Here is a 14,457-nt window from a genome sequence, read left to right as displayed (position 1 = left end):
TTCATCGAGTTTTTTTTGTTATTTAATAGTGTTTTCCTAAAATATCAACACTGGCTGATTGCTCATCTAGTTCGGCAACATCTGGTAAATGGGCCCACTTTTCAAAGCCATTCTTTAAAAAGAGTCCCTGACTGGGCTGATTATGTGCAAAAATCAACGCGACAATCGTAGTAACTCCCAGGCGCTTAACTTGAGTTTCGACAAACGTAAGTGCTTGTTGACCTAACCCTTGATGCTGAAATTGTTGATCGAAATAAATCGAAATCTCAACCGTTTTACGATAAGCAGCCCGTTCATGAAAAGCTGCTAGTGAGACCCATCCGGCAATTTGGTGATTAACTTTGATTACCCAGATTGGGTGCTGGTTTGCATCAAAAGCCTGGAACCAAGCTTGCTTACTCGCAACCGTAACTGGGTCTAAATCAGCGGTCGCTAATCTTCCCGGAATCGCTTGATTATAAATTTCGACAATTTTAGGTAAGTCATTGGCCGTTGCCAATTCAAATTCAGTCATGCTCTACCCCTACATTAATTCACGCAATTTTTCTTCTGCTTTGGAAATTCTCATTCTGATAATTCGTTTCAACACCACAATAATGATTGAAACAATTACCACCGTGAAAACTACTGTAAAGATAGTAGCACCAAGTTGAACCCCAAGCAAGTGCCATGAACCACCTTCCAACAGACCACTTTCGGTAATGGTGGGGTTCACGGTTTTACTAGCAAATAATCCCGTTAAAATACTGCCGACAATTCCGGCGATTCCGTGACAACCAAACGCATCTAAAGTATCGTCAATTTTAATGATAGGCTTCACTTTGTTAATGAACAAGTAACTAGCTAACGTAGCTACCAAACCAATTACCATTGAGCCCGCAATGGTTACGTAACCACAAGCTGGAGTAATCGCAACTAGGCCACACACGGCTCCCGAACAAATCCCTAATAATGAAGCATTTTTCTTAAAGAAGACGTCTAAAACAATCCAAACTAACATGGCCGTCGCCGTTGCCACTGTGGTTGTAAGCATTGCTTGCATGGCAATCCCATTGATACCTAAAGCTGAGCCGGCGTTAAACCCGTACCAACCAACCCATAACATGGAAGTTCCAAGCACCACCCAACTCAAGTTAGCTGGGTTAGCGTTTTGTTTAACTAAACGAGGTCCTAAGAACCAAGCTAAGATTAAGGCCGTGACCCCGGCATTAATGTGAACGACTAAGCCACCGGCAAAATCTAAGGCACCCAGTCCTTGTAAGAAGCCCCCGCCCCAAACCATATGGACCATGGGGTAGTAAACGAAGAGTGACCATAAAACGACAAATGAAATTAAAAACTTAAAGTCCATCCGTCCGACAATCGCTCCCACAAACAAGGCCGGTGTAATAATTGCAAACATCATTTGAAAAATAATGTAAGTAACGTTATTTAGTTTGCCATCCGTCAAAGTGGAAACGGCATCCATTTTAACGTTATGTAACATAACGTTATGTAAATCACCAATTAAATTCCAGTTGTTCCCCGAAAAGGAAAGTGAATAACCACAAATCACCCAGAGTAACACCGGAATACTACACATGATGAAAACCGACATCAAAGTGTTATTAACTTGCTTCTTGGGTACCATCCCCCCGTAAAAGAATGATAACCCCGGTGTCATAAAGAACACCAATACCGAACAAACAAAAATAAACGCAATGTTAGTTGCCATGAAATGAATCCCCCTCATCACTTAATGTAGCAAGTATAGCTGTCTCACTTTTGCTTGAATAGGTTTAATGTTATAAATTGTGACACCAAACAAAAAAAGCCTGATTTTCCGCAGAAAATCGGACTTTTTTTGAATTAATTAAGCTAATTCAGCAGCTGAATTGTTGATTAAAACGCGTTTGTTAGGCACATCAACTTTGTAAGCAAGTCTTACTTCTTTACCAGATGGAGTTACGACCGTAATAATTTTGCTATCACGAATGTAACCATCAAGGATATCATCGTTTGATTTAAGCACTCCTTGACCATCATTATAAACAACTTGTGAGTTATCGATTTGGTAAGGAATTAATCCCACAATAATCTTTTTAATTGCAACTTCTTCCATGGTAAATACCTCCAAAAATTTTTTTAATCTTACATCTATAATTTAACACATCTCGCACCATTTCACTTAAGTTCTGAACGCTTAATGGTTTTTATTTGATCACCACCGATAATTAATTCATCACAAATGTTTAAGAAGAGTCCGTGTTCCACTACTCCAGTTAGGTTCTTCAAGTCAGACGCTAATTTAGTTAAATCAGCATTTTTCGGAATAATAATGTTAATTAAGTAGTTGCCGGAATCCGTTTCCAAAATGTCACCATTATCTTGAAAGCGGAACTCTGGTTGATAACCATTTTCCTTTAGGTAACGGAAGACTCCCATACCGCCAAACGGAATCACTTCGATTGGCAAAATGTGACCAGCCAAGGAATCAGTATATTTACTTTGATCAATAATCCAAATGTTTTCTTTCGACATATCGGCCACTAATTTTTCAAAGAGAAGAGCCGCACCGCCACCTTTAATCCCATTTAGTTGGTGGTCAACCACGTCTGCCCCATCAACCGTTAAGTCAACGTGATCAATGGTATTAACGTCTAACATCCGCATTCCAAGCTGTTCGGCTAATTTTTCCGTGCCAACTGAAGTAGCGACACATTGGATATCGAGTTTTTCGTCATTGATGCGTTGGTTAATCGCTTTGACAAAGTAAGCCGCCGTTGTTCCGGAACCTAAGCCTAACACGATGTGGTCAGGAACCAATTTAGCAGCATAAGCCGCTGCTTGGGCTTTTTGTTTTTCAATTTCAGTTTCACTCATTTGATCTTGTTTAATCACATTCAAGATGGCAGCGCGGGTTGGAATTGAATTCTGGGCCCCTGCAACTTGAATCGTGAGTGACGAAGCATGACTGGCGTACAACATCGCTGCTCTAACGTTGGATAAATCTGGCTTAAGTTGGGAAGCCAGTGCTCCAATAAAGGTGTCCCCGGCAGCCGTCGTATCAACTACTTGAGCAGGAAATGGTGGAATTAAGGCATGGTCAGTCGGGGTTGCAAAGAATGAGCCTCGGCCCCCAACGGTAATAATTACCATCTTAATTCCCCGTTCAAAGAAAAACTGGGCGTTAGCTAACATCGAATCTTCATCTTGCACTTCAATGCCCGTTAACGTAGCTGCTTCTGATTCATTTGGTGTAATAATATCGGTTAATTTTAAAAGTTCTTCTGGAAGTTGCTTAGCGGGAGCCGGATTCAAAATCGTTTGCACTCCGTGGGCTTTGGCAATTTTAAAAGCCGCAATGACTGCGGGAACCGGAATTTCTAGTTGAGCAATCACACAATCGGCGTTAATAATGGATGCTTGATGAGTAATGACATCGTCAGGCGTCATCGCCATGTTAGCTCCCCCATAAACGTAAATCGAGTTTTGTCCCGTTTTATCAACGGTGATATAGGCTTTCCCCGTTTCTTGGGCGTCCGTGGTAATTAAATCAGCCACGTTCATGCCATCTGCTTTGAAACCTTCAATCATCATTTTGGCATCATCATCATTTCCTAGTTTAGAAATGAAGGTGGTGTCTGCTCCAGAACGAACCGCCGCAATTGCTTGGTTCGCTCCTTTTCCACCGCCATGTGACTGTTGGTAGGTATCAACTGCCAAGGTCTCACCTGGAAGGACGTATTTTTCAACATTTAAAACTTTATCAACGTTGGTCGAGCCAACGACTACAATTTTTTTGTTCATCAAATTACCTCCCTTTTCACACCTTCAGTATAAACCGTTTCTAGAAAAATGTAAGCGTTATCTTATTAAATTAAAAAGATTGTGAAATTATAAATTAAGTTTGGAAGTTTTAAAATTGATTTGATAGTTGTCAGAATGGGGTCTTGTCAAAATTTGCCCTAAAATAACGCTTGTGAAAAAAATATTAATTGCGATAAACCCCTTGCAATCGGTAGGTAAATCGCTTACATTAGTAGATGTAGAGAAGTAAGCAAATCAAAATTTTATCATGTAATACATATCGAATCATTTTGATTAAACTTGCTCAAATCGTAACTATAAAAAAATTCAAAGGAGAATTATGATGGCTGAAAAAATGAAAGCTTTAGTAATGACTGGCAAACAAGAAATGAAAATGGAAGAACGCGACATCCCAACTCCAAAGGATGACGAAGTTTTAATTGAAACTGCTTACGCAGGTATCTGTGGTACTGATAGTGCCCTTTTCAATGGTCTTCCCGGTTCAGCTGATGCTGTTCCTCCAATTGTTTTAGGACACGAAAACTCAGGGGTCGTTAAAGCCGTTGGTAAGAACGTAAAAGACTTTAAAGAAGGCGACCGTGTTTCTGTTGACCCTAACATCTACTGTGGTCACTGTTTCTACTGTCACATTGGTCTTTTTGAAGAATGTGAAAACCTTTCTGCAGTTGGGGTAACTCGTGATGGTGGTTTGGAACAATACTTCACTGCTCCTGATACTGTGGTTTACCACATTCCAGATGCAGTTTCTCTTAAAGCTGCTTGTTCAATGGAACCAATCTCATGTGGTGTTCACACCATGCACATCATGGAAAACATCCAACCACATATGAGTGCTTTAATCATCGGTGATGGTTTCATGGCTAAATTATTTGCTCAATTATTAAGAGCTTACGGAATCCGTAACATCACTATGACTGGTCGTCATGATGATCTTCTTGCTAAAGAACAAAAAGAATTGAAATTAAACCACGTCGTTAACACCACTAAAGAAGAAATTCCTGGTGATTACGATATCGTTATCGAAGCCGTTGGTACTCCTGAAACTCAAGAAGCTGCCGTTAAACACACTAACAAAGGTGCTCAAGTATTCATGTTTGGAGTTGGTGAACCAGGTCAAACTTTCTCAATGAACACTTACGAAATCTTCAAGAAACAATTGTCAATCAAGGGTTCAATGATTAACCCTAACTCTTTTGAAGACACCCTTGCATTACTTGAAACTGGTGCCGTTGAAGTTGAACGTTTCATCGCTAACACCATTAGTTTAGAAGAAGTTGAAGGGGTCTTGAACCAAAGCACTCCTAAGACTGGTAAAACTGTTGTTGCCGTTAACCCTAACCTTAAATAATTAAATACGAGGAGGACTTACATGGCTGTTAAAAAAACCAAAAAAACGCCTCGTACGATCTCAATGAAAGCTTCAATTGCTTATTTTGTCCTTTCATTAGTAATTAACTCGCTAGGAAACGTTTTAACGTTAGTAACCAGTGCCAAGGTTTTCCCATCTTTCTTGGGATCAGCTTATTGGACTGCTGCCGAAACTAACTTTGGAATTGCTTTTCATTGGAACCTCTTCTGGGCTTTCTTAATCCTAGGAATTGTCATTACGGTGTTAAACGCTGTTTTAGTTGGTCGTTGGGATTGGGGTCGTGCCTTAGGAAACGTAATCTTCATGGTTCCTTTCTCTTGGTTAATTCAGACTTTTTACAATCTCTTTACGACCACGATTAAATTACCAGAAGCACACACCTTAGGCTTAATTATCGTTTATGTTTTACTTAACTTCTTTGGAGTTGCTTTGATTGCCATTGCTATCTCAATCTACCAACGGGTTAACCTAGTGTTACACCCTGCTGATGATTTGATGCAAATCTTGCGTTTCAAATACTTCAAAGGTGCTGCTGGAAAAGCAATGTGGGCTTCATACATTCCCCCTACCATTATGGGAGTAATTGCCTTTGCTGTTACCCACCAGTTTACTTACTACGGAATCGGAACTATTTTTGCTTTCTTATTCCAAGGTAATATTACTGGAGTAGCTGATAAACGAATTTTCCCTGGCTTAAAACATCAAGCCGTTGATATTGATCCTGAATTAGAAGAATCAATTGTCTCAACTGATATTGATGATGACATCGCTAAAAAGGCACAAGAAAAATAAAATAATCAGTATTTTAAAACACGTAATCTTCGGATTACGTGTTTTTTTCTTCTATATAAATAATTAATTTTCGGCATTTTCTATGTTTGTTTTCGTTACATGAACAAGCGTATAAAATATATTGACAGCATTTTCTTACCCATGGTATATTAATAAAAATTTTATTTTTAACACAAAAGGAGGAATAAAAATGAAATCTTTATTTAGAAAAAAAGACATCACTGGCTTGTTAGCACAAAAGACTCCTTTGAACAGAACCCTAAAAACTTGGGATCTGACTTTTCTTGGAATCGGTGCCATTATTGGAACTGGAATTTTCGTGCTAACCGGAAAAGGCGCCTTAGTTGCTGGACCTGGACTAGCTCTTTCATTCTTGTTAGCAGCCATCTGTTGTGGCTTTGCCGGACTATGTTACGCTGAATTTGCTTCAATGGCACCCATTTCTGGATCAGCTTACACTTACTCATACATTGCCTTTGGTGAAATTACCGCCTTTATCATTGGTTGGGACTTGATTTTGGAATATGCCCTAGGAGCTGCCACCGTTTCAGTGGGTTGGTCGGGTTATCTAGTGAACCTACTTGATAACTTTGGCCTTCACATCCCAACGGCTTTAACCGCTGCTGCTGGAACTACTCCTGGAGTACACACCATCTTTAACCTCCCTGCTTTCTTGATTATTATCCTGATTACTTGGATTCTTTCAATGGGAATTAACCAAACGAAACGACTCAATGATTTTATGGTAATTGTAAAACTGGCCGTAGTAATCTTATTCATCGTTTGTACCGTTTGGTTTATTAAAACGGCTAACTGGCACCCCTTTGTTCCTTACGGTTTGTACTCAGTTCATGACGGTAATGCTGCTGGAATTATCCCGGCTGCTTCAATCGTTTTCTTCTCATTCATTGGTTTTGATGCTGTTTCTTCTAGTGCTGAAGAAACGATTAACCCTAGTAAAACCCTCCCTCGGGGAATTCTTTTATCCCTCTTTATCTCAACGGTGCTCTACATCATGATGACCCTCATCATGACTGGAGTAGTTAAATACACAGTTTACAGTAAATACCTTAATGCACCTATCCTCGCTGTTTTAGTAAAAACTGGTCAAGGTTGGCTCTCAATGATTGTTAGTCTAGGAGCTATTTTAGGAATGACCACTGTTCTATTGGTAATGCTTTACGGTCAATCAAGAATTAGCTACTCAATGGCTCGTGACGGACTCTTCCCTAAAGTATTTAGTAAAGTTGATGCTAAAAGAAAAACACCATTCGTGGTAACTTGGTTCTTTGGCATTGTAACTGCTTTAGCTGGTGGTTTCATTAACTTGAACATCTTGGCAGAACTAGTAAATATCGGAACATTGTCAGCCTTTATCCTCGTATCAGCCGGAATTTTGGTAATGAGATACACACAACCAAAAGCAAAACGGGGCTTCAAAACTCCACTGGTACCTTTCACACCCATCATGGCAATTCTTTTCTGTTTAGTTCTAATTGCTGGATTGAACTGGGAAACATGGCTAAGATTCCTCGTATGGTTAATCTTAGGAATGTTATTCTACTTTGCTTACGGCCGGAAACATTCAGTTTTAAATAAATAAATACTATAAAATCACCTTAAATGAAAATTTGGGGTGATTTTTTTGGTGATTGGTAATTATTATTCATCCTTTATCTTTAAAAGTAATTGATAAAGCAACTGTTTTTCATCTGACGATAAAGCATCCGTTTCTTGCTTAACATAATTTTCTTCGATATTAATCAGTTGTTGTTTGATTGCATACGCTTTTTCGTTTGGCAATAATTTTTTAAAATTCTTATTTTCGTGATTTACTTCTTTTTTAATGTAACCTTGCTCAATTAATTTCTTTAGTGCTTTACTCATGGTGGTCTTATCTACTTGTACAATCTCAATTAGTTCACGTTGCGTAATTCCAGGATTTTCCATAATTCTTAAAAGGTATAAAAAAAGGTTATTATCTAATTTATACGGTTTAACTTCCTGATTTACTTCTCTAGTTGCTTTTCTTGCAATTGATCCAATTAATCTAAATAATTCCACATCATTCACTTGCTATTCTCCTCTGAATATAATATATTGACTTAAACGGAGTTGCATATTCAACTCTATTATACATTAAATTATGAAAGTGGGAATGATTATGTGGAAAATAAAGCAAATTAACGAATTAAGTGGGCTGGAATTTTATGGAATGCTCCAATTAAGAATTAATACCTTTGTGGTGGAACAAAAACGAATTTACAAAGAATTGGACGAAAATGATTTAACGGCTACTCATATTTTTTATCAATCGGAAGAATCTAATCAAGTATTAGCTTACGCACGGGTGTTTAAGCAGGATAATCACATTACGTTTGGCAGAGTAGTCACTTCTTCTGATGTCAGAGGAACCGGTTTGGGGAGCAAATTAATCACTCAAATTTTGGATTTTTGTGATAAAACATGGCCTGGAAAAGAAATTAAAATTGAATCACAACAGCAAGTGATTGGTTTTTATAAAAAATTCGGGTTTGTCGAGCTTAGTGAGCCCTTCATTTTAGAAGGCACCCCCCACGTTGAAATGTCTTTAAAAAAATAGTAACTAATTAAATCGGTCTAATTGAACAAAGTACAGTTTTTAATGAACTGTGCTTTTTTTGTGAATTTTGCATCATACCATAGTTCGGATTTTAATCAAAGTGTTGGTGTAACATAAACCAACATCTAACTTTTTTTAAGGTTAAAGGTAAAATATTGAGTTTAACATTAAGAAATTGCATTTACATTTTCGGAAAATTGCCCTATGATTAAGGGAAACTTAAGTTTTTAAATTTTATGGAGGTGTCCACAATGAAAAACTTACGTTATGGCAAGTTAATTTCATTTGCAATCATCGGAGTTTCTGCTTTGGTGTTAACTGGGTGTGGGGCCCAGAAGCACGATAGTAGTTCTCCGAAAGACAAGACCATGGCGGTTAGCTCAAAAGCAACGATTACCACCATGGATTCAAGTCTAAATACTGATCAATATGGTGCGCAAAACTTAAATAACACCATGGAAGGTCTTTATCGTTACACTGGTAAGCAACTCAAGCCGGGAGTGGCGAAGAGTATTGCGAAACCAACTGATGGTGGTAAAAAATACACCATTGAACTTAAGCATACGAAGTGGTCAAATGGTGATCCTGTTACCGCTAACGACTTCGTTTATGCTTGGCGTCGGATTTGTGATCCCAAAACTGGTTCACAATATTCTTACATCTACAGCGGAATTAAGAATGCCGATGACATTGTCGCTGGTAAAAAAGCTCCCGATACTTTGGGAATCAAGGCTTTGGGTAAATACAAGCTTCAAGTAACTTTGGAACACCCCATTCCTTACTTTGATACCTTAGTTTCTGGTGGTCAATTCTTACCAATTAACAAAAAAGCGGTTGATAAGATGGGTGATCAATACGGATTAACCAGTAAAGGCATGATTTTTAACGGACCGTTCAAACTTGAAAACTGGAAAGTTGGAGACACAGAATGGCATGAAGTTAAGAATAAATCTTACTGGAACGCTAAGAACGTCAAACTTAACGAACTTAAGTATTACTACATCGCTGATCCAAATACTGGATTGAACTTGTATGATACGAACGTGCTTGATCGTTACGCTGACCTTAGTGGTGATTCTGCTCGGCAACTTGCTCACAACAAGGACTTCAAAACTACACCAAATAACGGGACTTATTTCCTTGAATTAAACGAAAAAACTCATCCATTCTTGAAGAACGAAAAACTTCGTCAAGCAATGTCAATGACAATTAATCGTGATGAATTATGTAATAACATCCTTGGTAAGACTGGTCTTCCTGCTCATAGTTTAGTGCCATCAAAAATGAGTAAGAGTCCAACTACCGGAGTTGACTTTACGGACGAACCTTCAGCCATTGCTGACCGGAAGTACACTGAATACAACCCTGAACTGGCTAAGAAACTCTGGCAAGAAGGATTGAAAGAAACTGGACAAAAGGAAATCAACCTAACCCTTACAGCTGATAATACTGATACGACTAAGAAAGTGGCAGAATATCTCCAAAGTAACATGGAAAAAGATTTACCAGGTTTCCACTTGAGTATTAGTAGTGTGCCATTCAAGACTCGTCTTCAAAGACAAGTTAGCAAGCAATTTGACATGGTTACCAGTGCCTGGGTTGCTGATTATCCTGACCCAACTAACTTCTTAGACCTTCAAACCACCGGTAACTCAAACAACGATGGTAGTTGGTCAAACAAAGAATATGACGAAGCCGTTAAGAAAGCTGAAACCACGGACGCTAACAATCCAGAAGCTCGTTGGAACGACATGCTCAAAGCTCAACACATTCTTACTAAGGAACAGGGGGTTATCACAACTTACCAAGATAACGGTGCAGCTTTGACTAAACCTGACAGTAAAGGATTTAACATCACCCCAACTGGGATCTACGACATGGGTGCTGCATACAAAAAATAGGAGGTAAATAATGACAAAATATATTCTTAAACGTATTTTCTACTTATTTTTAACATTATTGATTATTGCCTCGATTACCTTTTTCATGATGAAGGCTTTACCGGGAACTCCTTATACTAACCAAGCGAAAATGAGTCCCGCTCAATTAACCGTTATGAATCATAAGTATGGTTTTGACAAACCAGAATACGTTCAATACTTCAAATATCTAGGTGGCCTACTTCACGGTGACTTAGGCACATCTTTCCAATTTAATAACCAACCCGTTACGCAATTAATCGGGGATCACATTGGCCCATCGATGCAACTTGGATTACAAGCTATGATTATCGGTAGTCTACTCGGAATTATCCTGGGAAGTATTGCTGCAATTAAGAAAAATACTTGGGTAGATGCCCTTGCTACAATTGTTTCTATCCTGGGAATTTCCATCCCCAGTTTCGTTTTGGCAATCTTGCTTCAATTCTACTTTGGTTACAAACTTCAATGGTTCCCAGTTGCCCTCTGGCACAACTTTAGTTCCTCAATTCTCCCAACGTTAGCATTAGCAGCCTTTCCATTGGCCAGCATTGCCCGTTACATGAGAACTGAAATGGTGGACGTTTTAAGTAGTGACTACATTGAACTGGCCAAAGCCAAAGGTGACGCGACTTGGCAAGTAATTACTAAACATGCTTTACGGAATTCTTTAATTCCAATCATCACCGTCGTTGGTCCGATGGCTGTTTCCATCATGACCGGATCAATGGTTGTCGAATCAATCTTCTCCATTCCTGGAATTGGAGACCAATTCGTGCAATCAATTTTAACTAACGATTACCCTACTATCATGGGATTGACTTTATTCTACTCACTCTTGATGGTTGTAATTATCTTGGTCGTTGATATTCTTTACGGAGTAATCGATCCAAGAATTAGACTAGGTAAAGGAGGAAAAGCATAATGCGTGATAACTTACCACCACAAGAAACGGAATTTCAATATCTAAGTAATGACTTATCTAACATCCCTACTGAGGTGTTTGGTGCTTCAAGAACTTACTTCCAAGATGTTAAACGGCGTTTCTTCCACAATAAAATTGCCATGGTTTCTTCAGTTATTTTAGTCTTCATTATTTTGATTGCTTTCTTGGGACCGGCCTTTGTCCCAACTGATCCCAATGCGCAACACGTTTTATTCGCGAACTTACCCCCTAAATTAGGTAATTTAAACATTCCCGGAATGAACGGAATGCAAACGATTGGTGGTCACACCATCAATGCTTATAAAGAAGCTCATGTTCCCGATGGGACTTACTATATTTTTGGAACTGATTACCTAGGTCGAGACTTGTTTGCTAGAATTCTTTACGGAACTCGGCTTTCAATCATCGTTGCCATGGTGGCCACTTTACTTGATTTAGTCATTGGGGTTCCTTATGGGATTGTGTCTGGATTAGCTAGTGAACGCGTTGATACTTTCTTACAACGGATTATTGAAATCATCTCATCCGTTCCTGATCTAATCATCGTAATTCTTTTACTAGTGGTTCTAAAACCCGGATTAACTTCAATCATCGTTGCGATTGCCTTCACTGGTTGGATTACGATGGCCCGTTTGATTAGAGCTCAAGTTTTCAAACTTAAAGAAAACGAATATATCCTAGCTTCTAGAACGTTAGGTGAATCAAACTGGAAAATTGCCACTAAGCATTTAATTCCGAACCTTAGTTCAACCATTATTATTCAAACCATGTTCTCAATCCCTACTGCTATCTTCTTTGAAGCTTTCCTAAGCTTTATCGGAATTGGGATTCCGGCACCAAATGCCTCACTTGGGACTTTGATGAATGACGGTCAAAAAGCTTTCCACTTCTTGCCTTACCAAATGTGGATTTCCGCAATCATCTTGAGTTTGATTATGATTACAACTAACTTAGTCGGTGATGGAATGCGTGATGCATTCGATCCTCAATCTGATTAGAAAGGAGACCCATAATGACCGAAAAAGTTTTAGAAGTTAAAGATTTAAAAGTTGATTTTACGACGTTAAACGGAACGGTGCATGCCATTCGGGACGTTAGTTTTGACTTAAACAAAGGTGAAACTTTGGCCTTAGTTGGTGAATCTGGTTCTGGTAAATCAGTTACCGTAAGAAGCGTGATTCAACTTTACGCCAAAAACGCCATTGTAACTGGTGGTGAAATTAAGTTTCGGGACCAAGACTTGCTTAAGTTAAGTCCTAAAGAAATGGATAAAATTCGGGGAAAAGACATTTCGATGATTTTCCAAGATCCAATGACTTCCCTTGATCCCACCATGCCAATCGGTAAACAAGTGGCTGAACCTTTACTCGTGCATAAAAACGCCAATAAAGCAGATGCCATGAAACGGGCGCAAGAAGTCCTTGAATTAGTTGGGATTCCAAATGCCGCTAACCGAATGGGTGATTATCCGCACCAATTCTCTGGTGGGCAACGCCAACGAATTGTCATTGCGATGGCCATTATCGATAATCCTGACATTTTAATTGCTGATGAACCAACCACGGCCTTAGATGTGACCGTTCAAGCCCAAATCATTAGATTATTAAAAGATCTCCAAAAGAAAATTGGAACTTCCATCATCTTCATCACTCATGATTTAGGCGTGGTTGCTGGGATTGCTGATCGGGTTGCAGTTATGTATGCTGGTAAAATTATTGAATACGGAACTACTGATGAGATTTACTATGATCCAAAGCACCCTTATACTTGGGGATTATTGGATTCCATGCCTACTTTGGACATTAAGGGAAAACGTCTAAAAGCCATTCCTGGAACACCTGCCAACTTAATTAACCCACCTAAGGGTGACGCCTTTGCGCCCCGAAACGAATTTGCGTTAGCAATTGATGAACGATTACAACCACCCTACTTCAAGGTCACAGATACTCATTATGCCGCAACTTGGTTATTAGATCCTCGTGCCCCTGAAGTAGTTCCCCCTCTTTCCATTCAAAAGCGGCGGAAGAAGTACAAACCAGCAGGAGGTGAAAATGATGGCTAATGAAAAAGACAAGCGTAAAGTAGCCGTTAAGGTCCGTAATTTGAAACAATATTTCAACGTTGGGAAAAAAGACGAAGTTAAAGCCGTTGATGATATTTCCTTTGATATTTATGAAGGGGAAACTCTAGGTTTAGTTGGTGAATCTGGTTCTGGTAAAACGACGACTGGTCGGAGTATCATCCGCCTTTACGATCCCACTAGTGGAGAAATCGATTTTGAAGGTCAAGATATTGCCAAACTTAAAAATCGTCAACTAAAGGATTTCCGGAAAAACTTACAAATGATTTTCCAAGATCCATATGCTTCCTTAGATCCCCGAATGAAAGTTAAAGATATTATTGCGGAAGGAATTGACATTCATGGTTTAGCCAAAAACAGTGAAGATCGTGATCGTCAAGTCCGTGAATTACTTAAGCAAGTTAACCTAAACCCTGAATTTGCCAACCGTTATCCCCACGAATTCTCTGGTGGTCAACGGCAACGAATTGGGATTGCCCGTGCTTTAGCGGTGCAACCTTCCTTCATCATTGCTGATGAACCAATTTCAGCCCTTGATGTTTCGATTCAAGCCCAAGTGGTTAACTTACTTCAAGACATTCAAGAGGAAAAAGGCCTCACTTATCTATTTATCGCCCATGATTTATCCATGGTTAAATACATTAGTGACCGAATTGCTGTGCTTTACAAAGGTAAAATCGTTGAGTTATCAGATACTGAAGAGGTTTATAACAACCCCCTTCATCCGTACACTCAAAGTTTACTATCAGCAGTTCCCATTCCTGATCCTGAACTAGAAAGAAATCACAAAATTAAAAACTTTGATCACAGTCATCCTTTCAAAGAAGGAGAAGCCCTTCGAGAAGTGCTTCCCGGACACTTCTTATACTGTGATGAAGAAACCGCTGCTTCATTTAAAAAATAAATAAAATCCCATAACTGCTAAAAAATGTTCTGCAG

The 14,457-nt window shown here is 39.1% G+C and carries 14 protein-coding genes; 9 read left to right on the top strand and 5 right to left on the bottom strand.

Features of this window, described 5'->3' with window-relative positions; translation table 11 throughout:
- Positions 1-22 precede the first annotated feature (22 nt).
- The 4 genes from ACEPSS_RS03985 to rbsK form a co-directional block, all read right to left on the bottom strand.
- On the bottom strand, positions 23-514 hold the full coding sequence (locus ACEPSS_RS03985) for a GNAT family N-acetyltransferase (protein WP_395320397.1): 492 nt from the start codon (positions 512-514) through the stop codon (positions 23-25).
- 9 nt (positions 515-523) lie between these two features.
- Positions 524-1,714: an ammonium transporter gene (locus ACEPSS_RS03980; RefSeq protein WP_395320396.1), complete on the bottom strand. Its 1,191-nt coding sequence runs from the start codon at positions 1,712-1,714 to the stop codon at positions 524-526.
- A 138-nt stretch (positions 1,715-1,852) separates the two neighbouring features.
- On the bottom strand, positions 1,853-2,101 hold the full coding sequence (locus ACEPSS_RS03975) for a hypothetical protein (RefSeq protein ID WP_395320394.1): 249 nt from the start codon (positions 2,099-2,101) through the stop codon (positions 1,853-1,855).
- 62 nt (positions 2,102-2,163) lie between these two features.
- A complete protein-coding gene (rbsK, locus tag ACEPSS_RS03970; protein ID WP_395320392.1) occupies positions 2,164-3,789 on the bottom strand; it encodes a ribokinase in 1,626 nt (541 codons plus the stop codon).
- A gap of 355 nt (positions 3,790-4,144) precedes the next feature.
- Here rbsK and ACEPSS_RS03965 point away from each other — a divergent pair, with 355 nt between their 5' ends.
- From ACEPSS_RS03965 to ACEPSS_RS03955, 3 genes are all read left to right on the top strand, one after another.
- Positions 4,145-5,158: a zinc-dependent alcohol dehydrogenase family protein gene (locus ACEPSS_RS03965; RefSeq protein ID WP_395320486.1), complete on the top strand. Its 1,014-nt coding sequence runs from the start codon at positions 4,145-4,147 to the stop codon at positions 5,156-5,158.
- A gap of 21 nt (positions 5,159-5,179) precedes the next feature.
- Entirely contained in the window at positions 5,180-5,971 is a 792-nt protein-coding gene (locus ACEPSS_RS03960; protein WP_395320390.1) for a fructose permease, read from the top strand.
- Positions 5,972-6,161: 190 nt separating this feature from the next.
- A complete protein-coding gene (locus tag ACEPSS_RS03955; protein ID WP_395320388.1) occupies positions 6,162-7,574 on the top strand; it encodes an amino acid permease in 1,413 nt (470 codons plus the stop codon).
- A gap of 59 nt (positions 7,575-7,633) precedes the next feature.
- Here ACEPSS_RS03955 and ACEPSS_RS03950 read toward each other — a convergent pair whose 3' ends face one another.
- Positions 7,634-8,044, bottom strand: coding sequence for a MarR family winged helix-turn-helix transcriptional regulator (locus ACEPSS_RS03950; protein ID WP_395320386.1), 411 nt, complete (start codon positions 8,042-8,044; stop codon positions 7,634-7,636).
- A 91-nt stretch (positions 8,045-8,135) separates the two neighbouring features.
- Between ACEPSS_RS03950 and ACEPSS_RS03945 the strand changes: the two genes are divergently transcribed.
- The 6 genes from ACEPSS_RS03945 (at position 8,136) to ACEPSS_RS03920 (ending at position 14,422) form a co-directional block, all read left to right on the top strand.
- On the top strand, positions 8,136-8,573 hold the full coding sequence (locus ACEPSS_RS03945) for a GNAT family N-acetyltransferase (protein WP_395320384.1): 438 nt from the start codon (positions 8,136-8,138) through the stop codon (positions 8,571-8,573).
- 251 nt (positions 8,574-8,824) lie between these two features.
- A complete protein-coding gene (locus ACEPSS_RS03940) occupies positions 8,825-10,474 on the top strand; it encodes a peptide ABC transporter substrate-binding protein (RefSeq protein WP_395320382.1) in 1,650 nt (549 codons plus the stop codon).
- 10 nt (positions 10,475-10,484) lie between these two features.
- Complete coding sequence (gene opp3b / locus ACEPSS_RS03935) at positions 10,485-11,417, top strand: oligopeptide ABC transporter permease (RefSeq protein ID WP_395320380.1); 933 nt, start codon at positions 10,485-10,487, stop codon at positions 11,415-11,417.
- A complete protein-coding gene (locus ACEPSS_RS03930) occupies positions 11,417-12,436 on the top strand; it encodes an ABC transporter permease (RefSeq protein WP_395320378.1) in 1,020 nt (339 codons plus the stop codon). The genes opp3b and ACEPSS_RS03930 overlap by 1 nt, the downstream gene beginning before the upstream one ends.
- Positions 12,437-12,450: 14 nt before the next feature.
- Positions 12,451-13,500, top strand: a complete 1,050-nt coding sequence (locus ACEPSS_RS03925; RefSeq protein ID WP_395320376.1) for an ABC transporter ATP-binding protein — start codon at positions 12,451-12,453, stop codon at positions 13,498-13,500.
- Positions 13,493-14,422: an ABC transporter ATP-binding protein gene (locus ACEPSS_RS03920; protein WP_395320484.1), complete on the top strand. Its 930-nt coding sequence runs from the start codon at positions 13,493-13,495 to the stop codon at positions 14,420-14,422. Before ACEPSS_RS03925 ends, ACEPSS_RS03920 begins: the two co-directional genes overlap by 8 nt.
- Positions 14,423-14,457 lie beyond the last annotated feature (35 nt).

This window comes from Fructilactobacillus frigidiflavus (genome assembly GCF_044054575.1).
In the GTDB taxonomy this organism is placed as follows: domain Bacteria; phylum Bacillota; class Bacilli; order Lactobacillales; family Lactobacillaceae; genus Fructilactobacillus; species Fructilactobacillus frigidiflavus.
This window is presented reverse-complemented; position numbering and strand designations above follow the sequence as displayed.